Origin of the sequence: Sulfitobacter sp. 1A15299, from assembly GCF_043556915.1 — a bacterium.
GTDB lineage: Bacteria > Pseudomonadota > Alphaproteobacteria > Rhodobacterales > Rhodobacteraceae > Sulfitobacter.
In genome coordinates, this window is record NZ_JBIFFJ010000016.1 from 37,978 (window position 1) to 60,549 (window position 22,572).

Consider the following 22,572-nt stretch of genomic DNA (forward strand, 5'->3'; position numbering starts at 1 on the left):
CAATTTGCAGATGTTACAAAGGGGTGTCGCGCCATGAAAGCACGGGTGCATGTGATGCTGAAGAACGGGGTGCTCGACCCTCAGGGCGAAGCGGTTCGCCACGCGCTCGGAGCCTTGGGCTTTGACGGGGTGAACGGTGTGCGTCAGGGCAAGGTGATCGAGCTTGACCTCGCCGAGGGCACCTCCGAGGCCGATGTGACCGCCATGTGCGAAAAGCTCTTGGCCAATACGGTGATCGAATCCTATTCGGTGGAGCTGGCCTGATGCACGCAGCGGTGGTTGTCTTTCCCGGGTCCAATTGCGACCGCGACCTTGCCGTGGCTTTCAGAGCCGCGGGCGCCAAGGTCTCCATGGTCTGGCACAAGGACAGCGAACTGCCGCAAGGCGTTGATATCGTGGGGATCCCCGGCGGGTTCTCCTATGGCGATTACCTGCGCTGCGGGGCCATCGCCGCGAATTCGCCGATCTGCCGCACCGTGGCGGCCCATGCGGAGCGTGGCGGCTATGTGCTGGGCATCTGCAACGGTTTTCAGGTGCTGACCGAAACCGGCCTGCTGCCGGGCGCGCTGCTGCGGAACGCAGGGCTAAAGTACATCTGCAAGACCGTGGGTCTGAAGGTCGAGACCACGGCGAGCGATTACACCAGCGGCTACAGTGCCGGTCAGGTCATCGACATTCCGATCGCCCACCACGACGGCAACTATTTCGCGGATGACGAGACGATTGCGAAACTGCGCGGCGAAGATCGCGTGGCCTTCAGCTATGCGGAGAACCCGAATGGCGCGCGCGATGACATCGCGGGCATCCTGTCGGAGAACCGCCGCGTGCTGGGCATGATGCCACACCCTGAACGGGCGGCGGAGGCTGCGCATGGCAATACGGATGGGGCGGCGCTCTTCCGCGCATTGACCGGTGCTTTGCAAACCGCCTGACTTGAGTGCGGCGCGCGGAGCGCGTAAGTTGCCGCGATGAGTGATACATCCGGTTCCGAAGGCAATAGCATGGCCGTATCCTGGCGGGTGCGGTTTGCCATCGCGTCGCTGATGATCCTCGCCGTGGTGACGATTTCGATCACCAACAAGCTGCTGACCGACCGTTTTACCGAAAGCACCCGCAACCGCGCCGAACTGCGCATCGCGCTTTATAGCGGCAACCTGCTGGCGGAACTGCGCCAGAATGCCATCGTGCCGCAGCTTTTGGCCCGCGACCCAACCTTGATCGGGGCGCTGCAAACGGCGGATTATTCCCTGTCGACGCAGCGGCTTATCTCCTTCGTGGAAGAGATTGGCGCGGCCTCTTTGATGCTTTACGACATCGACGGGCGCACGGTGGCGGCGACCGACCGCAACCGCTTGGGCTCTGCGCATAAATCCGCGCCCTATTTCGTCGACGCCATCCGCTCTAACGCGACGATCTTTTCGACCATCGAGCGGGAGCAGGGCGGCTATCGTTTCCTTTATTCGCGGCGGATGCAGTCTGGCGGCACGACCCTTGGCGTGATCGCGGTCGAGGTCGACTTGCAAAAATTCGAACGCGCATGGGCCGGGATTTCCGACGCGGTGATTGTCATGGACAGCACCGGGCAGATCATTCTCGCCACCGAGCCGCGCTGGCGCGGGCTGACCGAACCCGAAGCCTTGGCCAACCACACGCCGCAAAGCGCCATCGAGCGCGCCATCCAAGCCACCACGGATTGGACCGCGCTGCCGCCTGATGCCTACCTGCAAGGCGAAGCGGTGATGCGGCTGGAGAACCGCATCCCGTTCCGCGGCTGGCGGATGAGCAGTTACACCACCTATGCCTCCGTGCGTGAAAAGGTGAACGGCGTGCTGGCGCTTGAGGTCATGGGCTTTGCGATCCTGCTGGCCTTGGCGTTCTACTTCCTCAGCCGTCGCACCGCCGGCAGGCTGGCGATTTTCCAACGGGAATCGGCCAAGCTCAGGGCGCTGAACCTCGCTCTCCAACGTGAGATTGCTGAGCGCAAGCGGGTGCAACAGACCCTCGCCGTGGCCGAGCAAACCCTTGAACAGTCATCGAAACTTGCCGCCTTGGGTGAGATGTCCGCCGCCGTGAGCCATGAGTTGAACCAACCGCTTGCCGCGATGAAGACCTATCTGGCGGGCGCGCGGCTGTTGCTCAATCGCAACCGGCAGGATGAGGCCCTGTCGTCCTTTGGCCGCATCGACGATCTGATCGAACGGATGGGCGCGATTACCCGGCAATTGAAATCCTATGCCCGCAAGGGGCAAGAGGCCTTCTCTCCGGTCGACATGGGGGCGGCCTTGGCCTCATCCCTGTCGATGATGGAGCCGCAATTGCGCCAACGGCAGGTCCAGATCAGCCGGATTCTGCCCGATAATCCCGTCATGGTGATGGGAGACCGTATGCGGATCGAACAAGTTATGGTAAACCTGTTAAGAAATGCATTGGACGCAACAAAATCGGAACGAAACCCTCAGGTGGACATTATACTATCAGCGGGGGAGACGGCGACATTGACCGTGCGCGACAATGGCCCGGGAATCGAAGATTTGGACGCGCTGTTCGAACCTTTCTACACGACCAAACAGCCCGGCGATGGCGTGGGGCTGGGTCTTGCCATTTCATCGGGGATCGTCAACGACCTCGGCGGGAGGCTGACGGCGCGCAACGGACAGAACGGTGGCGCTGTATTTGAAATGCAACTGCCCATATTGGCAGATGAAACGAAGATAGAAGCGGCGGAGTAAACGCATGGCTCAGGCAATGAAAATCGCGATTGTAGATGACGAACAGGACATGCGGCAGTCGATCAGCCAGTGGCTGGCCCTCTCGGGCTATGACACGGAAACTTTCGGCAGCGCCGAAGATGCGCTCAAGACATTGGGGCCGGACTATCCGGGCATCGTCATCTCCGACATCAAGATGCCGGGCATGGATGGGATGCAATTTCTGAAAAAGCTCATGGGCAGCGACTCGGCCCTGCCGGTCATTATGATCACCGGCCATGGCGACGTGCCGATGGCGGTGGAGGCGATGCGGGTGGGCGCGTTTGACTTCCTCGAAAAACCCTTCAACCCCGACCGGATGAGCGAGTTGGCCAAGAAGGCCACCAACGCGCGGCGGCTGGTGATGGACAACCGCGCCCTGCGGCGTGAATTGTCGGATGGCGGTCAGTTGATGAAAAAGCTGATCGGCCAATCCCCGGTGATGGAGCGCCTGCGCGAGGATATTCTGGACCTGGGGCAGGCTGATGGCCATGTGCTGATTGACGGGGAAACCGGGACGGGCAAGACTTTGGTTGCCCATGCGTTGCATGCCGTTGGCTCGCGGGCGGGCAAGAAATTCGTGCTCGTCTCCTGCGGTGCCTTGGAGGAAGAGGCGCTGGCCAAACGGCTATTCGGCCCGATGCAGCCCGAAGATGCGCAGCTGCCCGCCATCGAAGAGGCCCGCGGGGGCACCTTGGTTTTGGAGGATATCGAGGCGCTGTCCGAGCAGCTTCAAGCCCGCCTGTTGAGCGCGATCAACGAGCAGGGCACCCCGGCGGAGACACGGATCGTCGCCATCTCGAACCTGCAAGAGGCAGAGCGTACCTCGGAAGACGCGCTGCGCTCGGACCTGTTTTACCGTCTGGCGGCCCTGCGCATCACCGTGCCCCCCCTGCGCCAGCGCGGCGAGGATATTCTGACGCTCTTCACCCGATTGAGCGATCAGTTTGCGGATGAGTACGGTTGCGAAGCGCCGCAAGTCTCGGCGCAAGAGGCGGCGCAACTGTTACAAGCACCTTGGCCCGGTAACGTGCGCCAACTCATCAATGTGGCTGAACGCGCCGTGCTGCAATCGCGCCGCGGCTCGGGCACCATCGCCTCGCTGTTGATGAGCGACCATGACGAGATGCAGCCGGTGATGACCACCGAAGGCAAACCGCTGAAGGAGTATGTCGAAGCCTTTGAGCGCATGTTGATCGACAACACCATGCGCCGCCACAAGGGCTCGATCGCCAGCGTGATGGACGAGCTTTGTCTGCCGCGCCGGACCTTGAACGAAAAGATGGCGAAATACGGGTTGCAGCGGTCAGATTACCTCTGACCGCGCCCTACAAGCAGCGCGGCTTAACCGCTGCGCTGCTCTGCGATCTCAACCGCTTTGCCATTCGGATCGGTGATGCAAGACCAGCTCGCCGCGCCGGGCACATCGACGATGTGGCGGTAAAGCTCAACGATCGGGCGGGTGGTGTTGATCGCAACCCCCGCCGCTCCGGTTTGCTGGGCCACCGCAGAGACGCAGCTTTTCTGCCCGCGCAATTCCGCCAGCGCCGCGGGGTCGTCGGCCACGGCGATCTCGTCACAGGCGGCGAGGCCCAGAAGGGTCAGGCAAAGCGCGGGGCGCAGGAATTTAGGCATGAGAGCGGTCCTTTGAAACTCTGGGCCGCAGCGGCGGCAAGGCAATTCTATGGCGTCGCCCGGCGGTAGCCGCCGCGACAGTCTGAATGTTTCCAAGCCCATGCGCCTTGTCAACCGACCCGGGGTAAAGCGCATTTGACTGTTGCTCATTCGATTGACCATTGTGTTTCACCCCGTAAAGCCCTTAACTAGCCGGATAAGTCCCGTAACGCCCGACCGGCGTGGGGTGACTTTTGACAGTTTCGCTGCCGTGCCCGCCCGACACCGGGGGGCCAGCAGACCGATTGGGCCGGAAACGGCCGAAGAACCGCTGATATTCGTGAGGGTTAGCCCGACCGAAGCACAGCTAATTAATGGATGGGAGAGGCCGTAGAGCCCTCGCATCGGAGAAGAACCGCGATGACGCGCGCAGATGCTCAGAGCAGACAGTCGGGGGCCCTTGGTGGCCCTGCTGTTGCCGCGTCCTCCATCGCCCTGACAAGTCACACCTCCCAGCCCGAAGCCCCGCCAGGGGCCTTTTGTGCGCGGGTGCTGTGCATAATGGATCTATGTCTAAGAAAATGCTTATCGATGCCACCCACGCCGAGGAAACTCGGGTCGTGGTCGTGGACGGAAACAAGGTCGAAGAATTCGATTTTGAATCGGAAAACAAACGCCAACTTGCTGGCAATATCTATCTAGCCAAGGTTACACGGGTCGAACCGTCGCTTCAGGCGGCCTTTGTCGACTATGGCGGCAACCGTCACGGTTTCCTCGCTTTTTCGGAAATCCACCCCGATTACTATCAGATTCCCGTGGCCGACCGTCAGGCGCTGTTGGAAGAAGAGCGCGCCTATGCCGAAGCGCAGGCCGCCAAGGACGACGAGGAAGAAAAACCCAAGCGGACCCGCTCGCGCTCGCGCAGCCGGTCGAAGAGCCAAGCCGCCGAGACCAACAGCGACGATGCCGTAGCCACCGCCGAGGTTGCCGAGGACAGCAGCGATCAGATCGCGGGCATGGAAACGGTCGATCTCGACAGCGAAGAGGGCAGCTCGCCCATGGAGCGGGTCGCGGAGACGCCGGTTGAAGAGCCCGAGAGCGACGCGAACGACGACGCGGCCAAGGCCGCTGACCCAGCCCCCGCGGATGCCGATGATGCGGCGAAAGCGGGCGAGGCTGACGCCAAGGATGACGCCCAAACCGACGGCGAAGAGGCCGATGGCGAAGACGACAAAGGCAGCGATGCCGCCGCCAAGGACGATTCCATCGAATCCGTCGCCGATGAGGACGACAGCGAAGACATTCGCCCCGTGCGCAAACCGCGCCCGCGCCGCTACAAGATTCAAGAGGTCATCAAGGTCCGCCAGATTCTGCTGGTGCAGGTCGTCAAGGAAGAGCGCGGCAACAAGGGTGCGGCGCTGACCACCTACCTCAGCCTCGCCGGTCGTTACTGCGTGCTGATGCCCAACACTGCCCGTGGCGGTGGCATCAGCCGCAAAATCACCAACGCCGCCGACCGCAAGAAGCTCAAGGAAATCGCGACCGAGATCGAGGTGCCGAAAGGTGCGGGCCTCATCGTGCGCACCGCCGGGGCGAAACGCACCAAGGCCGAGATCAAGCGCGACTACGAATACCTCCAGCGCCTCTGGGAGCAGATTCGCGAGTTGACGCTGAAGTCAATCGCGCCTGCCAAAATCTACGAGGAAGGCGACCTGATCAAACGGTCGATCCGCGACCTCTACAACCGCGAGATCGACGAGATTCACGTCGAAGGCGAGCGCGGCTACCGCATCGCCAAGGACTTCATGAAGATGATCATGCCGTCCCACGCCAAGAACGTGAAACTCTACAACGAAAGCCTGCCGCTCTTTGCCCGCTATCAGGTCGAGAGCTACCTCTCGGGCATGTTCAACCCCACGGTGCAACTGCCCTCGGGCGGCTATATCGTGATCGGCGTGACCGAAGCGCTGGTGGCGATCGACGTGAACTCGGGCCGGGCCACCAAGGAAGGCTCGATCGAACAGACCGCGCTTAAGACCAACCTTGAGGCCGCCGATGAGGTCGCACGCCAGCTGCGTTTGCGTGACCTTGCCGGGCTCATCGTGATTGATTTCATCGACATGGACGAGCGCAAGAACAACGCCGCCGTCGAAAAGCGCATGAAGGACCGGCTCAAGACCGACCGGGCGCGGATTCAAGTGGGCCGCATCTCGGGCTTCGGCCTGATGGAAATGTCGCGCCAACGTCTGCGTCCGGGCATGATCGAGGCGACGACCCAGCCTTGCCACGCCTGCCACGGCACCGGCCTCGTGCGCTCGGACGACAACCTCGCCCTGTCGATCATTCGTCAGATCGAAGAAGAAGGCACCCGCCGCCGCTCGCGCGAGGTGCTGGTGCGCGCGCCCGTGGGCATCGCCAACTTCCTGATGAACCAAAAACGCGAGCATATCGCCCATATCGAAATGCGCTACGGCATGTCGGTGCGAATTGAGGGCGATCCGTCGCTGGTGAGCCCCGACTTCCACATCGAGAAGTTCAAGACGGCCACGCGCACCGTGCCGCCGGTCTCGGATCACGTCGTCTCGGTCGATACCTCCCTGATGGATCAAATCGACGAGGATGAGAGCGCCGCCGAGGCCGAGGAGGCCCCAGCCGCACAGGATGCCAGCCCCTCCGACAACGGGAACGGCAATGGCAATGGTGAAGAGGGTGAGGGCAAATCCAAGCGCCGCCGCCGCCGTCGCCGCAGCCGGGGTGGCCGTGGCCGCAACGGCAATGGCGATCAGCAGAACGGTGCAGAGGATCAAAACGGTGCTCAGCAGCAGGACGAGGCGAAATCGGACGAGGGCGAGAAAACCGCGCCGGTAGAAGCGGAAGCCCCGCAGGCCGAAGCGGAAGCCGCGTCTGCCGAGGAGAAGCCCAAGCCGAAATCCCGCGGCCGCTCGCGCAAGCCCAAGGCCGAAGTCGCCCCCGAAGCGGAACCCGCGCCCGAAGCTCTTGCCGCCGCAGAAGGCGAAGCACCGAAAGTCAGCGCCGAAGCCGAAGGGAAGGAGACGCCCAAGCCCAAGGCCAAGCGCAGCCGTCGGACCAAGAAACCCGCAGCCGACGCAGCGGAAGAGACCGTAAGCGCAGACGCCGTGGCAACCGAGGAAGAGCCCGCGCCGAAGCCTAAGCGCCGCAGCCGCGCCAAGGCCAAGCCGGTCGAGCCGGTCGCCGAAGCCACGCCCGACGCGATGGCCGAAGCCCTGCCGGACGAGGCGCCCATCGCGGCCCCGTCGCCAGAGACGGCGACGCCCGTCGCGGAAGCGCCTCAGCCTGAGCCGCAGCCTGAACCCGCGCCTCAACCAGTCGAGGCCGAGGCTCCCGCTGCCGAAGCCGCTCCTGAGCCGGTCGCGGAAAAGGTCGAAGAGCAGCCCACTGAAAAGCCCAAGCCCAAACGGCGCGGCTGGTGGTCACTGGGCAGCTAAGACGCTTTAGACAAAGAGAACGGCGGGCTTTCAGGCCCGCCGTTTTCAGTTTTTGCATAGGGTAAGAAAGACGGCGCGAATGCGCCCGTTCAGCCGCCCTTGGTGATGATGTAAAACTCTGCCGCGCCCTCGGTCCGGGTTTCGGTCAGCTGATGGCCAGCCTCGGCACAGAAATGCGGCACGTCGATCACGGCGGCGGGGTCATCCGCCGTCATGTGAAGCTGATCGCCCGGCGCAAGCGCCGCCAGTCGTTTGCGTGCCTTCAGCACGGGCAGGGGGCAGAGAAGCCCCGTGGCATCCAGTTTTTCGATCTTCATAAGCTCAGTTAAGCCAAGCCGGTCCCGAGGTCCACGATCTTGTGACAATATGACAGGTGACGCCGGGGCCATGTCGGTCTAGGAGTTGGTCATGTTTGAAGTAAGCCTCATCGACGCCGGGATCCTGCCGGCCATGACCATCGCCCTTGTCGCCGGGATTTTCAGTTTCCTGTCGCCCTGCGTACTGCCCATTGTGCCGCCCTATCTGGCCTATATGGGGGGCGTGTCGATCAATGACATGTCCAGTCAATCCAGCGCGCGGCGCCGCGCCGTGGTGGCGGCGCTGTTTTTCGTGCTGGGGCTGAGCACCGTCTTCGTGCTCTTGGGTTTCACCGCCTCGGCTTTCGGGATGTTCTTTCTCCAGAATCAGGCGCTTTTCGCCAAGATTTCCGGCCTGGTGATCATCATCTTCGGCCTGCATTTCATCGGCCTTTTTCGCATTCCCTTTCTGGATCAAGAAGCGCGGTTGGATGCGGGCGACAAGGGCGGTTCCAGCTTCGGCGCCTATGTTCTGGGTCTGGCCTTCGCCTTTGGCTGGACGCCCTGCATCGGCCCGCAGCTCGGCGCGATCCTGTCGCTCGCGGCGAGTGAGGCTTCCGTCTCGCGCGGGACGCTCTTGCTGGGCGTCTATGCGGCAGGGCTGGGGATTCCGTTCCTGCTGGCTGCGATGTTCATCACCCGCGCGATGACGCTGATGAACCGCATCAAACCGCATATGAAGCTGATCGAGCGGATTATGGGGGGGCTTCTCGTGCTCGTCGGGCTGGCCTTGCTTACCGGTGCCTTCACCGCCTTCTCCTTCTGGCTGCTCGAAACCTTCCCGATCCTCGCAACCGTGGGTTAAGCCTTATTCTCGCCCCGAATGACGGCTAGACTGTGCCGAAGAAGAGGGCGGGCATGGCAAACACAGCGCAGGCAAAGACGGTGAAAAGGCGCCGGGTGTTCTACATCCCCGGCTACGATCCGATTCACCCGCGCCGCTACCGAGAGCTTTACCGCAAGGAGGGCGCTGCGCAGGCAGCAATCTCGGGCTATGAGATCGGGCTGAAGCCGAAGGCGGGCCGCGGCAATTACGGCTGGCAGGTGGATGCTGAGATCGACGGGCAGCGGGTGACCGCGCAAGTCGAGGTGCTGGTCTGGTCCGACATCGTGCGCCAAAGCATGAGCAGTTCGATCCCCGCGACCTATTGGCAATTGCTGCGCACCGCGGGGGTCTACATCGGGTCGGGCGCGCTTTGGCGGCTGATGCGGCTGCGCAAGGGGCCGGTGATCGCCGCACTTTACCCCGTTGGCATGTTGATCGCGCAGGCGCTGCTGGCGGTGGCCCTTGGCCTGTTGGTCTATGCCGCGCTTGCGGTGCTCAGCGATCATTGGGCCGCACGGCTGGCCTTCGCGGCTTTGGGCATGGGGTTGGGCGTTGCCCTGCTGCGCTGGTTCAAAAGGAAGGACGGCAAGTTTTTCGCCTATTACCTGATGCATGACTACGCCTATTCCGCCGCCACCAAGGGCGCGAATCCGCCGCAGCTTGAGGCCCGAATGGCCACGTTTGGCGATGCCATCGCCGCTGCGCTGACTGATGATGTCGACGAGGTCTTGGTCGTCGGCCATTCCTCGGGCGCGCATCTGGGGGTTTCGGTACTGGCCGATCTGATCCGGTCGGGCAGGGTGGCCGAAGGCGGACCTGCTCTGGGTTTCCTCACGCTGGGGCAGGTGGTGCCAATGGTGTCTTTCCTGCCCCGGGCCGAGCGGTTGCGCGGCGATCTGCGCTATCTCTCGGCACGTGATGAATTGGCTTGGGTCGATGTCACCGCCCCGGGCGATGGCTGCGCCTTTGCGCTTTGCGATCCGGTGTCGGTCTCCGGCGTGGCGCCCGAAGGGAAACGCTGGCCGCTGGTCTTCTCCGCCGCCTTTACGCAAACCCTCAGCCCCGCGCGGTGGAAGGCGCTCCGCTGGCGCTTCTTCCGGCTGCATTTCCAGTATCTCTGCGCCTTTGACCGACCGCGCGACTACGATTATTTCCAGATCACCGCCGGGCCGCGCACACTCGCCGCGCGCTATGACGGGCGGCCGGCGTCGAAATCGCGCATCGACTACGCCGTCAGCAAATACACCTCTGTCGCCGCATGAGCCATCCGCCCAAACCCCCCGCGCGGCCCGACCGCGTGTCGCTCTGGCGCTATGCCAAACTGTTTCGCGCCGACATCCTCTCGGCCCAGCCCGCGCGGCTCTACCGGGCGTGGATGGCAGAGTTTAAAACGCCCTTCTTTCGCAGCTACCTGATGAACCAGCCCGAGCTGGTCAAAACCGTGTTGAAGGACCGACCCGAAGATTTCCCCAAGTCCGACCGCATCGGCGAGGGGCTGCGCCCCCTCTTGGGCAACTCTGTCTTTCTGACCAATGGCGAGACATGGAAACGCCAGCGCCGCATCATCGACCCGGCCTTCGAGGGCGGGCGCCTGCGAGAGACTTTTCCGGCCATGTGGGACGCGGCTGAAGCCGCTGCGGCGAGGCTGGCGCCCAAGGCAGGGCAGGTCATCGAGATCGAAGCCGAAACCAGCCACGCCGCCGCCGATGTGATTTTTCGCACGCTGTTTTCCCTGCCGATCGAACATGAAGTCGCCCGGGCGGTCTTTGACGAGTTTCGCAATTATCAACGCAGCCAGCCGATCCTGAACCTCGGGGCGCTCTTGCCGCTGCCGCGCTGGATGCCGCGCCTGTTTCGCCGCGACACGCGGGCCAGTGCGGCGCGGATCAGGACGTTGATCACCGATCTGACCCGCGCGCGCATGGCGCAGATCGAGGCCGGCACCGCGCCCGACGATCTTGCGACCAAGATCATGACCCAAGCCGATCCCGAAACCTCAGAGAGTTTCGACACCGAAGAGATGGTCGATCAGGTCGCGATTTTCTTTCTTGCGGGGCATGAGACCAGCGCCTCGGCCCTTGCTTGGGCGCTGTATTTGATGGCGACCCATCCCGCGTGGCAAGAGCGTCTGGCGGAAGAGGCGCAGTCGCTTGAGACCTGCGACTTCGCGGTGATGTCGAAACTCAAGCTCAGCCGCGATGTCTTTCGCGAAACGCTGCGCCTCTACCCGCCGGTCCCGATGATGGTGCGGGAGAACCGCTGCCCCGAACGCTTCCGTGACCGAGAGGTGAAACAGGGCGCGCAACTGGTGCTCAGCCCGTGGCATCTGCACCGCCACGAACGGCTGTGGGACAACCCCGACGGCTTTGACCCGACCCGCTGGCAGACCGAGAATGGCAAACAGTGCCAACGCGAGGCTTTCATCCCATTCTCAGCCGGGCCGCGGGTCTGCACGGGGGCGGGCTTTGCCATGGTCGAGGGGCCGCTGATCCTGTCGCGCATCCTGCGCGACTTCCGCGTGACGGCCCAGCCGGGCCGGGTGCCGGTGCCTGTCGCACATTTGACCGTCCGATCAGATAAGGGCATTTGGTTAGCGCTATCAAGACGCTAGCTGCTATCATCGGCTTTGCGTTTCAATTAGAAACGCAGCGAACGGAATCAAAATAGGATCTGGGTGATATGGGCTACGACAAGGCGCAACTTGAGCAAATGAACAGCGGCAAGGGCTTCATCGCGGCGCTTGATCAATCGGGTGGCTCCACCCCCAAGGCGCTGAGCCTCTATGGCGTGGAACCGTCGGATTACAACGGCGACGAAGAGATGTTCAAAGCTGTCCACGACATGCGCGCGCGGATCATTCTGGCCGATGATTTCACCTCTGAGAAAGTGATCGGCGCGATCCTTTTCGAGCGCACGATGGATGACACGATCAACGGCAAACCGGTCGCGCAGCTGCTCTGGGAAGACCGGGGCGTGGTGCCTTTCCTGAAGATCGACAAGGGCCTGGAAGAGACCAACAACGGCGTGCAGATGATGAAGCCGATCATGGAGATCGACGATCTGCTGGCCCGCGCGGTGAAGAATGGCATCTTCGGCACCAAGGAGCGCTCAGTCATCCACGAGGCCAACGAGAGCGGCATCGCCGCCGTGGTGGCACAGCAGTTCGAACTGGCCAAACAGGTCTGCGCCGCCGGCCTCGTGCCGATCATCGAGCCTGAGGTGAACATCAATTCCGAGAGCAAGGCCGAGGCCGAAGAGATTCTGCACAGAGAGATCGCGAAACACCTGAAGGCGCTGCCCGAAGGCGAGATGGTGATGCTGAAACTGACGATCCCCGAAAAGGCCGGTCTCTATGACGATCTGGCCGAACATGCCAATGTGCTGCGCGTCGTGGCGCTGTCGGGCGGCTATTCCACGGCGGAAGCCTGCGAACGGCTGGGCAAGAACCGGACCATGATCGCCAGCTTCTCCCGCGCTTTGACCGAAGGGCTGAACGTCAAGATGACGGACGCGGAGTTCAACACGGCGCTAGGGCAGAACATCGACAAAATTTACCAAGCGTCGATCTGTTAGATCGGAATTTTTTGAAAATTCCGAAGCCGTTTTCTTGAAAAGAAAACGGCTAGGCAATCCGCCGGATAGGTTCTCTATTGCAAAATATGATGACCTGTCCGGCGTTCTCAACCGCTTGATAGCCGCGGCGTTGCAATTCCGCTTCGAATGCCCGGCGTCCGACGAATTTCTCGATATCTCGCGCTTTGCGCCGGATCACTTGACCGTTGATCGCGGCGCGCGAGGCAAAGAGGCTGTGAAGCCACGCCTGTGGCGAAAGGGGAGAGGCCAAAGTCATGGCCCGACGCTAATCCGCTTTTGGTAAACGTTCCTTTAACGACCGCAGCACAAACACGCGGATCGCCCCGGCCAGCCCGATGTCCAGCCCACGGGCCGCGTCGATCTCGGCCACCAGCGCGTTGATCGGCAGCCCACGCGCCGCGGCAATGGCGCGGAACTCTTCCCAAAAGTCGTCTTCGAGGGAGATTGATGTCCGGTGGCCCCTTAGGGTCACCGAATGTTTGCGGGGCCGGGTGCTCATGTCTCGCGCTTATGCGCGTCGAGCGTGGCCTTGGCTTGGGCGGCGCTTTTGCGCGCCGCCTCTTTCTCGGCTTTGCTGCGGCCAAAGCGCAGCACATTCTCATCCGCCTGAGCGCGGCGGGCCGCAAGATCGCGTGCCTTTCTCGCCTTGTTCAGGTTGATGGGCTGGCTCATTTCGGGCCGATCATCTTCTCAGGGCGCACCACACGCTCGAATGTCTCGGCATCGACAAAGCCCAAGGCAATCGCCTCCTCCTTCAGAGTGGTGCCGTTCTTATGCGCGGTCTTGGCGACCTTGGTGGCATTGTCATAACCGATCTCAGGGGCCAGCGCGGTCACCAGCATCAGCGACTCGCGCATCAGCTTCTCGATCCGGTCCGCATCGGCCTTGAGGCCATTCACCAGGTTGTCGGTAAAGGCCGAGGCCGCATCGCCCAAAAGCTGCATGGATTGCAGCACGTTATAGGCCATCATCGGCTTGTAGACATTAAGCTCGAAATGCCCCTGCGATCCGGCGAAACCCACAGCGGCATCATTGCCCATGACATGGATACAGACCTGCGTCAGCGCCTCACACTGGGTCGGGTTCACCTTGCCCGGCATGATCGAAGAGCCCGGCTCATTCTCGGGCAGGATCAATTCGCCCAGACCGCAGCGCGGGCCGGAGCCCAGAAGGCGGATGTCATTCGCAATTTTGAACAGTGACGCCGACACGGTCTTCAGCGCGCCGGAAATCTCGACCATCGCGTCATGGGCGGCAAGTGCTTCGAATTTGTTGGGCGCGGTGACGAAGGGCAGGCCGGTGATCTCGGCCATGTTATGCGCCACGGTCTCGGCCCAGCCCTGTTTGGTGTTCAGCCCGGTGCCCACGGCAGTGCCGCCCTGTGCCAGCTCATAGATACGACCAAGCGCGTCGCGGACGCGGGCGATGCCCATGGCGACCTGATGGGTGTAGCCGGAAAACTCCTGAGACAGCGTCAGCGGGGTCGCGTCCTGCGTATGGGTGCGGCCAATCTTGATGATGCCGTCGAACTCCTCGACCTTCTTTTGAAGCGCGCCGTGCAGCTTCTCCAGCCCCGGCAGCAGCACGTCACGCGCGGTCATCGCGGTGGCGATATGCATGGCGGTGGGGAAGGTGTCGTTCGACGACTGGCCCATGTTGCAGTGATCGTTCGGGTGCACCGGGTCTTTTGAGCCGATGGTGCCGCCCATGATCTCGATCGCGCGGTTGGCGATGACCTCATTGGCGTTCATGTTCGATTGGGTGCCGGAACCGGTCTGCCAAACGACCAGCGGGAAATTGTCGTCGAACTTGCCCTCAAACACTTCACCAGCGGCCTGGATGATTGCGCGACCGCGTTCCTCGTCCAGCGAGCCCTGCGCCACATTCGCCTGCGCGCAGGCTTTCTTGATTACGCCGAGCGCGCGCACGATGGCGATGGGCTGCTTTTCCCAGCCAATCGGGAAGTTCATGATCGAACGCTGCGTCTGCGCGCCCCAGTATTTATCGGCGGGGACTTCGAGCGGACCAAAGCTGTCGGTTTCGGTGCGGGTATCGGCCATTCTGCGGCTCCTGCTGTGACTTATCGTTGTCCAGCGGTGTACCTGCGCCTTACGCGCTGCGCAATGCGGGGATGGCGCTAACGGCCATTCCGCCGCTACTTCCGAAAGGAATCGAGCGAGACAATCTCGGCATCTTTGACCGGCTCTTCCGCGACTTCCAACTCTGCCTCATCCGTCTGGTCGAGCGTGGCCTCGTCTTCCGCCGCGTCATCCTCTTCGGTCTCTTGCTGTTCGAACCGTAGGCCGAACTCAACCGAAGGGTCCACGAAGGTGCGGATCGCGTCGTAAGGGATATAAAGCGGCTCTGGCGCATCGCCGAAATTCAGCGTGATGGCGAAACCGTCTTCACCCACATCAAGGCCGTCGTACCAATGCTGCATCACCACGGTCATCTCATCGGGATAGCGGTCGGATAGCCAATCGGCCAATTCCGCGTCCGGATGGGAGGTGTCGAAGGTGATGAAGAAATGGTGATTCCCCGGCAGACCCTTGTCCGATACGTCTTGCAAAACCCTGCGGATCAGGCCCCGCATGGCTTCGTGCATCAGGTTGCCGTAATCAATGCTGCGGCTCATTCTTCTCTCCGGTCCGGGCGATGGGCAGGGGTAAGCATACCCCATTCAGGGGCGAGTGAAAGGGGGTGCCGCGCTAAATCGCGTGAAGGATCAGCGCCAGCGTGGCGAGCAGGACCATCGTGATGACAAAACCACGCTTGAGCGCCAGCATCAGCACAGCAGCCAAGAGGGTGAGCGCGGCGGCCATGGGATTAAAACTGTCCCAGACGGGCAGGGGCAGGGCGAGCGGGCCGTCAGCGCCGACCCGGTCAAACAGCACATGCAGCGCGAACCAGACCGAGAGATTGGCGATAACACCCACCACTGCCGCCGTGATCGCCCGCAGCGCGCCCGCAATGCGCGGCTGTTGAGAGAGCGCCTCAAGATACGGGCCAGCAAGGAAAATCCACAGGAAACAGGGCGTGAAAGTGACCCAGAGCGCCAGCAGCCCGGCGGCCATCGCCCCCGCGGGGCCGCTTTGCGCAAAGCCCGCCAGCATGCCTACGAATTGCGTCACAAGGATCAGCGGGCCGGGCGTCGTCTCGGCCAGGCCAAGCGCGTCGATCATCTGATCCGTTTCGATCCAGCCGAAATCCTGCACCACGGTCTGGGTCATATAGGCCAGCACCGCATAGGCCCCGCCAAAGGTCACGACGGCCAGCTTGGAGAAGAACAGCCCCAGTTGCAGCAGGAAATCGTCGCCGATCAGCGCAATAAACAGCAGTGGCGCGGCCCAGAGACCACCCCAGATAAGCAGGGTGCGCAGGCTATGCGCTGGCGGCAGGTCGGCGACTTCGGTCTCGGGCGTTGGGCTTCGGCTCAGCATCCCAATGACCCCGGCCACCAGAATGATAAGTGGAAACGGCAGGCCCAGCACGAAGAGCGCGATGAAAGACCCAAAGGCCAACGCCCAGCCGAGCCGCCCGTGCAGCGCTTTTGAAGAAACCTTCAGAAGCGCTTGGAATACCACGATAATGACAGCGGCCTTGATGCCCTGAAAGGCCGTTTGGACCAAAGGCATCTGCCCGTACCATGCGTATAGCAGCGCAAGGGCCGCGATGAATACCGCCCCTGGCACGACGAAAAGCAACCCTCCGAGCAGCCCGCCCGCAACGCCGCGCAGGCGCCAGCCTGCATAGGTCGCCAGCTGCATCGCCTCGGGCCCGGGCAACAGCATACAGAGCGAAAGGGCCCGCAGGTAGGTCTGTTCGCTCAGCCATGGGCGATGCTCGACCAACTCGCGGTGCATCACGGCGATCTGGGCTGCGGGGCCGCCGAAGGACATCACTCCGATCCGGCCAAACACGCGAAACATATCGGGCCAATTGGGCGGGGTCATCGGGGCCATCCTGCGTCATCGAAGCCACCACGGCTTCGTTTCGTCACGGATAGGGCCAGAGAAAAGCGCGGTCAAGTTAAGGCAAAAGCGCAGTCTAACTGGCATGAAACTGAAGGGAAAGTGCAGGTTTCTGTTGCCAGGTACCTGCGAACCCCGCCTTAAGCTGCAAGGCCTAAGGACTTAAGATTTCAGTCGCTGAAACCGCTTACGCGGCCATCGCAACTGGAGCACGATTGTCATTTGCAATTGTACAGTTTGAACCGATAACGGTGGTATCTCACCGAGACAAAGCAACCCCTTTAGACGTTCGTCGATCCTATTTCGGCCCCATGATCCCCAAATGAAGGATGTTTGGTGGAGCCGCCGGGTACCGCCCCCGGGTCCGAACCGCTTATTACGAGCGCGTTTATGTCCATAGTCCCGAAGGACAGGATTAAAGTAGGGCCGCCATGGGCGAATTGCAAGGGGGGGATGCGGCGAATTTATCACGTCAGGAAAAGCGCGCATCTCTTTGTTTTATATCATCGAACCTACTAGCTTCGGCCCGCAGTTTCGGCATTCCGCGCCGCGCGTGCGGCGAACACGCTTTGGGCAAGCTGTTGGGTCTCAGCCTCCAGCGCCGTCAAACCTGCCGTCACCGCTTTGCCGTCATGCGCCTCTGCCGCATCCGCGATCTCTTGATGCAGGGCCACGATCCGTGCGCGATCCCGCGCGGTGAAGGTGATCATATTCATCAGGGGCTGCATCGCCTCGACCGCGCCCGCCAGTTGATAGCTCAGCACCGGATTGCCCGCACCATCGACCAGCGCCCGGTGAAATGCCACGTCGGAGGCGCAGAAGGCCTCATCGGTCAGCCCCGGCTGCGCCTGTCGGTGAATTTCCGCGCGCATGGTGGCAAGGTGATCCGCCGTCCGGCGTTCTGCCGAAAGCGGGGCGCAGGCACGCTCCAAGGCAAAGCGCGCCTCGCATGCGGTCTCAAAACTCACGGCGTTCATGGACAGCAGCAGGGTCGAGGTGGTGATCTGCTGCGCATAGGCATCCGGAAAGCTCAGCCGGTTGACGAAAGCACCCCCCGTGGCCCCGCGCTGCGTGCGGATCAGCGATTGCGCGGCCAGCCGCTTGAGCGCCTCGCGCACCGTAGGGCGGGAAACTTCAAACTGTTCAGCCAACTCCGCCTCGGAGGGCAGGCGCTGGTCAACGATCAGATGCCCGCCGATGATGGCGTCGCGAATAGCCGTCGCGATCTGGGCCGATAGATCGGCGGGATTGCTTGGGTCGATTTTCATATGTCTTACAATTAGTGTTTGCGAGGACTTTAATTGTCTGACATTAAATCTACAAGAGCACGCAGGGGAGGGCGGCGATGGCCGGGATGGTACGATCAACATTATGGCTGGGTTTTTTCGCCCTGATCCTTTCCGCCTGGTGGATGATGTACAGCATGGCAATGCAGATGGATCTCGATCTGCTGGGCCGCCCCGGGGCCATGGGCGAACGGATGCGGCAGATGGATCCGGGCATGGATATGTATATGCCCATGGCGCGTTTCTTTCCGCTGTTCGTGATGTGGGGCGCGATGATGGCGGCGATGATGGTCCCGACCATGGTGCCGACGCTGCGCGCTTACGAAGATCTTATGACCTCGGCCAATGGCACGCGCGTGGGCTGGCTGGCGGTGTTCGCAGGTTACCTCGCGGTCTGGCTGATCTTCGCAGCGGGGATCGCGGGTTTGCAACTGTTGCTGCTGCACGGCGGCGTCATCGACATGCTCGGCATCGCAAAATCGCGTTGGACGGCAGCGGCGCTGCTTTTGGCTGTTGGGCTCTTCCAATTCACCCGCGCCAAGGAGATTTGCCACGGCGTCTGCCACTCTCCGATGATGTATTTCATGGGCCACTGGCGCCCCGGCGCCGCGGGCGGCTTTCGCATGGGGCTGGGTCTCGGTGCCTTTTGCGCGGGCTGCTGCTGGGGCTTTATGCTGCTGGGCTTTGCCGGCGGGGTGATGAACCTTGCTTGGATGGGGCTCGCCACGCTTTTCATGGTCATCGAAAAACTGCCACAGATTGGGCATTACGTAACAAAACCAATGGGTTTCGCCCTGATCCTCGGCGCAGGTGCCGTGGCGGGTTGGCCCATGATCACAGGAGGATGATATGCCAAACAGAGAGATGACACCCGCCGATTGGGCGATCAAGGGCGAGCTATTCCTGAACTGCTCTTGCGATGTCTTCTGCCCCTGCGTGGTCAGCCTTGGCGCGCATCTGCCAACCGAAGGCCACTGCCATGCGTGGATGGGCATCGTGATCGACGAAGGCCATTTCGAGGGGGAGGACTTGGCCGGTCTCAACGTCGGGCTGTTGGTCGACATCCCGGGCCGCATGGGCGAAGGGAATTGGAAGGTCGCCGCCTATGTGGACGATCGCGCGAGCGAGGCGGCCTATGACGGGTTGCTGCAAATCTTCTCGGGCGCTGCGGGCGGCACCACGGGGTTGTTCACCATGTTGGTGAGCGAGATCATCGGCGCCGAACGCGCCCCGGTCGAGATCATTCGCGACGGCAACCGCCGGGTCATCAACATTGGCCGCAAGATCAACGGCGAGATCGAGATGCTGGCCGGTGCCGAGCCGGGGGAGCCGGTGACGATCACCAACTCGAAATACTGGATGGGGCCGAACATCGTCGCTGCGCGCGGCGTGAAATCCAAGGTCCGCGACTATGGCCGGGTCTGGGATTTCGGTGGCAAATCGGCTGAAGTCTGCGCGATTGATTGGCAGGGGGCGCGGTGATCACCCCCGCCTATGTCAAGGAAATGGCGCGCTATAATGCATGGCAGAACAGTCAGTTGTCGAGCGTCGTTCAGGCTTTGGATGAGGCAACGTTAACACAGGATCGCGGGGCGTTCTTCGCCTCCATCCTCGGCACGCTGAACCATCTTCTGTGGTGCGATCAACTCTGGCTGTCGCGGTTCGACCCTGCCGCGGCAAAGCCGGAAGGCAAAGACACCGAGCTTTGCCCCTCCGGCGACGCTTGGGTTTTGGCGCGAGGGCAATGCGACCTTGCTATTTCTCACTGGGCGTCGGGGCTGGATCAGTCAAGGCTGGATGGGGATTTAACGTGGCATTCCGGCATCTTGCAACGCGATGTTTCCAAGCCAATGGCGGGATGTGTGGTGCATTTCTTCAACCACCAAACCCACCACCGCGGCCAAGTGCACGCCATGCTCACCAGCGCCGGAAGTGATGCGCCGGTGACCGATTTCATCTTCATGCCGGAGGAGGGCTGATGGCCGAACTTTCTCCCTCGCGCCGGATCAGGCGCACGCCATTCTCTGCCGGGGTCGAGGCGGCGGGGGTGAAGGCCTATACGGTCTACAACCGGATGCTGCTGCCCACCGTGTTCGAGAGTACCGAGGCGGATTATCATCACTTGAAGAAAGCCGTGCAAGTCTGGGACGTGGCTTCCGAAAGACAGGTCGAGCTGCGCGGGCCGGACGCGTCGCGGCTCATGCAGATGCTAACGCCGCGTGATCTGCGCGATGTGGCACCGGGGCGCTGTGTCTATGTACCGATCGTGGATGAGACGGGTGGTATGCTTAACGATCCGGTGGCGGTGAAATTGGCCGGGGATCGTTGGTGGATTTCCATCGCCGATAGCGATTTGTTGTTGTGGGCTAAGGGGATCTGCAACGGATATCATCTTGACGTTTTGGTCGATGAGCCGGATGTGAACCTGTTGGCGGTGCAGGGGCCGAAAGCCGAAGACCTGATGGAACGCGTCTTTGGCGCGGCGGTGCGCGCGATGAAGTTCTTCCGCTTCGGGGAATTTCAGTTTCAAGGCCGCGCCATGAATATCGCGCGCTCGGGCTACTCCAAACAGGGCGGCTTTGAGATTTATACCGAGGGGGCCGATATCGCGATGCCGCTTTGGGAGGCGCTTTTCGAGGCGGGCCGCGATCTGGATGTGCGGGCGGGCTGTCCGAACCTGATCGAGCGGATCGAGGGCGGATTGTTGAGCTATGGCAATGACATGACCGACGACAACACGCCACATGAATGCGGTCTTGGCAAGCTCTGCGACACGCAGGCGGCGATGGGATGTATCGGCAGAGACGCGCTGCTGCGGGTGGCGAAAGAGGGGCCGGTGCAACAGATACGTCCCCTAGAGATCGCAGGCGATCCGGTGCCGCTTTGTGATCGTGTCTGGCCCTTGATGGCGGGCGACAAACCCGTGGGGCAGGTGACCTCGGCGGTTTGGTCCCCCGACTTTGGCGTGAATGTCGCCATTGGCATGGTGCGGATGACCCATTGGGATCTGGGCACGCGGTTGCAGGCGCGCACCCCCGATGGCACGCGTGACGTGACCGTACGGGACAGTTTCTGGGCCTGAGGCCCGGTCGAATGAAACCTGAAGAGGAGATGAAAGATGAGCTTTAATGCGCTGATTGTAAACAAGGATGACGAAGGCAAGACTCATGCCGAGGTCACCCAGATCACCGAAGACCAGCTTCCCGACGCCGAGGTGACGGTTGCGGTCGAATATTCCACCGTAAACTACAAAGACGGGCTGTGCATCGGACCGGGGGGTGGCTTGGTCCGCAACTATCCGCATGTGCCGGGCATCGACTTCGCCGGCACGGTCGAGACTTCGAATGACGACCGTTACAAACCCGGCGATAAGGTGGTGTTGACCGGTTGGCGCGTGGGCGAGGCGCATTGGGGCGGCTATGCGCAAAAGGCGCGGGTCAAGGCCGATTGGCTGGTGCCGCTGCCCGAAGGGCTGGACACACGCCAAGCGATGGCCGTGGGCACGGCGGGTTTCACCGCGATGCTGGCCGTCATGGCGCTGGAAGACCACGGCATCGAGAAAGGCCCGGTTCTGGTCACAGGTGCCGCGGGGGGCGTCGGCTCGGTCGCCACTGCGATCCTTGCCAACCTCGGCTATGAGGTGGCGGCGGTCACCGGGCGGCCCGAGACCGAGGAGTACCTCAAAAGCCTTGGGGCGGCCCGGATTGTTGCGCGTGACGAGATCAACGAGACGGTCAAGCGCCCCCTTGAGGGTGAGACATGGGGCGGATGCGTCGATGCCGTGGGCGGCGCGATGCTGGCCCGCGTGCTGGGTCAGATGGAGTACGGGGCGAGCGTGGCGGCCGTGGGCCTTGCGGGCGGTGCGGCCCTGCCTGCCACGGTGATCCCCTTCCTGCTGCGCGGCGTCAACCTCTTGGGCATCGACAGTGTGATGCAGCCCTATGACAACCGTCTGCGTGCTTGGAAGCGGGTGGCCAAGGATCTGCCGATGGACAAGCTGGAGGCAATGGTCCAGCCCGCGGGGCTCAGCGACCTGCCGCAACTGGGGGCGGACATTCTGAAAGGGCAGGTCAAGGGCCGAGTGGTCGTCGACGTAAACGCTTGATATTGCCTCTGCTCGGGGCGGTGTGGTTAATGGTCCGCGCCGCCCCGACCGCCAGAAGGAGAGCATGATGGCCAGCTATGACGACGACAATATCTTTGCCAAGATCCTGCGCAAAGAGATCCCCAGCTTCAAGGTCTATGAAGACGACAAGACCTATTGCTTCATGGACATCATGCCCCGCGCCGAGGGGCATTGTCTGGTGATCCCCAAGTCGCCCTGCCGCAATATGCTCGACGCCAGCCCCGCGCAATTGGCGGATTGTCTGGCGACGGTTCAGAAAGTCGCCAAAGCCTGCCTGCGCGCCTTTGGCGCCGATGGCATCACCGTGCAACAGTTCAACGAGGCCGCGGGCGGGCAAGAGGTCTTTCACCTCCATTACCACATCCTGCCCCGGCATAAGGGCGACAAGCTGCGCCCGCCCGGTGTTCAAGGCGATATGGACCGGATTCGCGAACAGGCCGATGCGATTGCAGCCGCGCTCGGGACAGGGTAGTCCCCCCAAACTTACGTCGCAACAGATACCGAAACGGTTCTCTGATTGCGGCTGTGTCAAGCGGGATAGCGATCTGTCCGTTCGGGGTCATGGTTCTCTCCGAGGTCGCGCAT

Annotated in this window: 23 protein-coding genes and 1 other RNA gene; 15 read left to right on the forward strand and 9 right to left on the reverse strand. The window is 62.1% G+C overall.

Annotation, left to right across the window (positions count from 1 at the left end; genetic code table 11):
• Window positions 1-33 precede the first annotated feature (33 nt).
• From purS to ACGYK7_RS14110, 4 genes are all read left to right on the forward strand, one after another.
• A complete protein-coding gene (gene purS / locus ACGYK7_RS14095; protein ID WP_339638769.1) occupies window positions 34-264 on the forward strand; it encodes a phosphoribosylformylglycinamidine synthase subunit PurS in 231 nt (76 codons plus the stop codon).
• A complete protein-coding gene (purQ, locus tag ACGYK7_RS14100; protein WP_394403077.1) occupies window positions 264-932 on the forward strand; it encodes a phosphoribosylformylglycinamidine synthase subunit PurQ in 669 nt (222 codons plus the stop codon). Before purS ends, purQ begins: the two co-directional genes overlap by 1 nt.
• A gap of 69 nt (window positions 933-1,001) precedes the next feature.
• A complete protein-coding gene (locus tag ACGYK7_RS14105; RefSeq protein ID WP_394403079.1) occupies window positions 1,002-2,729 on the forward strand; it encodes an ATP-binding protein in 1,728 nt (575 codons plus the stop codon).
• A gap of 4 nt (window positions 2,730-2,733) precedes the next feature.
• Entirely contained in the window at window positions 2,734-4,068 is a 1,335-nt protein-coding gene (locus ACGYK7_RS14110) for a sigma-54-dependent transcriptional regulator (protein WP_394403081.1), read from the forward strand.
• Window positions 4,069-4,091: 23 nt separating this feature from the next.
• Here the strand turns inward: ACGYK7_RS14110 and ACGYK7_RS14115 are convergent, their stop codons facing one another.
• On the reverse strand, window positions 4,092-4,382 hold the full coding sequence (locus ACGYK7_RS14115; RefSeq protein WP_394403083.1) for a hypothetical protein: 291 nt from the start codon (window positions 4,380-4,382) through the stop codon (window positions 4,092-4,094).
• Between the two features lie 560 nt (window positions 4,383-4,942).
• On the opposite strand from ACGYK7_RS14115, the gene ACGYK7_RS14120 reads away from it, so the two are divergent.
• Window positions 4,943-7,828, forward strand: a complete 2,886-nt coding sequence (locus ACGYK7_RS14120) for an Rne/Rng family ribonuclease (RefSeq protein WP_394403084.1) — start codon at window positions 4,943-4,945, stop codon at window positions 7,826-7,828.
• A gap of 89 nt (window positions 7,829-7,917) precedes the next feature.
• On the opposite strand, the gene ACGYK7_RS14125 is transcribed toward ACGYK7_RS14120, so the two are convergent.
• Window positions 7,918-8,145 (reverse strand): sulfurtransferase TusA family protein, encoded by a 228-nt coding sequence (locus ACGYK7_RS14125; RefSeq protein WP_394403085.1) that lies wholly within the window; start codon window positions 8,143-8,145, stop codon window positions 7,918-7,920.
• A 91-nt stretch (window positions 8,146-8,236) separates the two neighbouring features.
• On the opposite strand from ACGYK7_RS14125, the gene ACGYK7_RS14130 reads away from it, so the two are divergent.
• The 4 genes from ACGYK7_RS14130 (at window position 8,237) to ACGYK7_RS14145 (ending at window position 12,583) form a co-directional block, all read left to right on the forward strand.
• Entirely contained in the window at window positions 8,237-8,989 is a 753-nt protein-coding gene (locus ACGYK7_RS14130; protein ID WP_394403087.1) for a cytochrome c biogenesis CcdA family protein, read from the forward strand.
• 53 nt (window positions 8,990-9,042) lie between these two features.
• Window positions 9,043-10,272: a hypothetical protein gene (locus ACGYK7_RS14135; RefSeq protein ID WP_394403089.1), complete on the forward strand. Its 1,230-nt coding sequence runs from the start codon at window positions 9,043-9,045 to the stop codon at window positions 10,270-10,272.
• On the forward strand, window positions 10,269-11,621 hold the full coding sequence (locus tag ACGYK7_RS14140; protein ID WP_394403091.1) for a cytochrome P450: 1,353 nt from the start codon (window positions 10,269-10,271) through the stop codon (window positions 11,619-11,621). The genes ACGYK7_RS14135 and ACGYK7_RS14140 overlap by 4 nt, the downstream gene beginning before the upstream one ends.
• Window positions 11,622-11,689: 68 nt before the next feature.
• Window positions 11,690-12,583: a fructose bisphosphate aldolase gene (locus ACGYK7_RS14145; RefSeq protein WP_394403092.1), complete on the forward strand. Its 894-nt coding sequence runs from the start codon at window positions 11,690-11,692 to the stop codon at window positions 12,581-12,583.
• 286 nt (window positions 12,584-12,869) lie between these two features.
• On the opposite strand, the gene ACGYK7_RS14150 is transcribed toward ACGYK7_RS14145, so the two are convergent.
• The 7 genes from ACGYK7_RS14150 to ACGYK7_RS14180 all read right to left on the reverse strand — a co-directional run bounded on the left by ACGYK7_RS14150 (window position 12,870) and on the right by ACGYK7_RS14180 (window position 17,843).
• Window positions 12,870-13,103, reverse strand: a complete 234-nt coding sequence (locus ACGYK7_RS14150; protein WP_394403093.1) for a ribbon-helix-helix domain-containing protein — start codon at window positions 13,101-13,103, stop codon at window positions 12,870-12,872.
• Window positions 13,100-13,276: a DUF4169 family protein gene (locus ACGYK7_RS14155; protein WP_394403094.1), complete on the reverse strand. Its 177-nt coding sequence runs from the start codon at window positions 13,274-13,276 to the stop codon at window positions 13,100-13,102. Before ACGYK7_RS14155 ends, ACGYK7_RS14150 begins: the two co-directional genes overlap by 4 nt.
• Window positions 13,273-14,664: a class II fumarate hydratase gene (gene fumC / locus ACGYK7_RS14160; protein ID WP_394403096.1), complete on the reverse strand. Its 1,392-nt coding sequence runs from the start codon at window positions 14,662-14,664 to the stop codon at window positions 13,273-13,275. The genes ACGYK7_RS14155 and fumC overlap by 4 nt, the downstream gene beginning before the upstream one ends.
• Window positions 14,665-14,759: 95 nt before the next feature.
• The gene (locus ACGYK7_RS14165; protein WP_394403098.1) at window positions 14,760-15,239 is read right to left on the reverse strand and encodes an SspB family protein; all 480 of its coding nucleotides are present in this window, start codon (window positions 15,237-15,239) and stop codon (window positions 14,760-14,762) included.
• A 73-nt stretch (window positions 15,240-15,312) separates the two neighbouring features.
• On the reverse strand, window positions 15,313-16,557 hold the full coding sequence (chrA, locus tag ACGYK7_RS14170) for a chromate efflux transporter (RefSeq protein ID WP_394403100.1): 1,245 nt from the start codon (window positions 16,555-16,557) through the stop codon (window positions 15,313-15,315).
• 119 nt (window positions 16,558-16,676) lie between these two features.
• Window positions 16,677-17,025, reverse strand: a transfer-messenger RNA (tmRNA) gene (ssrA, locus tag ACGYK7_RS14175).
• Window positions 17,026-17,090: 65 nt separating this feature from the next.
• A complete protein-coding gene (locus tag ACGYK7_RS14180; protein ID WP_394403102.1) occupies window positions 17,091-17,843 on the reverse strand; it encodes a FadR/GntR family transcriptional regulator in 753 nt (250 codons plus the stop codon).
• A gap of 77 nt (window positions 17,844-17,920) precedes the next feature.
• Between ACGYK7_RS14180 and ACGYK7_RS14185 the strand changes: the two genes are divergently transcribed.
• The 6 genes from ACGYK7_RS14185 (at window position 17,921) to ACGYK7_RS14210 (ending at window position 22,459) form a co-directional block, all read left to right on the forward strand.
• Entirely contained in the window at window positions 17,921-18,709 is a 789-nt protein-coding gene (locus ACGYK7_RS14185) for a DUF2182 domain-containing protein (protein WP_394403103.1), read from the forward strand.
• A 1-nt stretch (window position 18,710) separates the two neighbouring features.
• Complete coding sequence (locus tag ACGYK7_RS14190; RefSeq protein WP_067266687.1) at window positions 18,711-19,343, forward strand: DUF1326 domain-containing protein; 633 nt, start codon at window positions 18,711-18,713, stop codon at window positions 19,341-19,343.
• A complete protein-coding gene (locus ACGYK7_RS14195) occupies window positions 19,340-19,840 on the forward strand; it encodes a DinB family protein (protein ID WP_394403106.1) in 501 nt (166 codons plus the stop codon). Before ACGYK7_RS14190 ends, ACGYK7_RS14195 begins: the two co-directional genes overlap by 4 nt.
• Window positions 19,840-20,943, forward strand: coding sequence for a dimethylsulfoniopropionate demethylase (locus ACGYK7_RS14200; RefSeq protein WP_394403108.1), 1,104 nt, complete (start codon window positions 19,840-19,842; stop codon window positions 20,941-20,943). The genes ACGYK7_RS14195 and ACGYK7_RS14200 overlap by 1 nt, the downstream gene beginning before the upstream one ends.
• A 36-nt stretch (window positions 20,944-20,979) precedes the next feature.
• A complete protein-coding gene (gene acuI / locus ACGYK7_RS14205; RefSeq protein ID WP_394403110.1) occupies window positions 20,980-21,966 on the forward strand; it encodes an acryloyl-CoA reductase in 987 nt (328 codons plus the stop codon).
• A 67-nt stretch (window positions 21,967-22,033) separates the two neighbouring features.
• Entirely contained in the window at window positions 22,034-22,459 is a 426-nt protein-coding gene (locus ACGYK7_RS14210) for an HIT family protein (RefSeq protein ID WP_394403112.1), read from the forward strand.
• Window positions 22,460-22,572 lie beyond the last annotated feature (113 nt).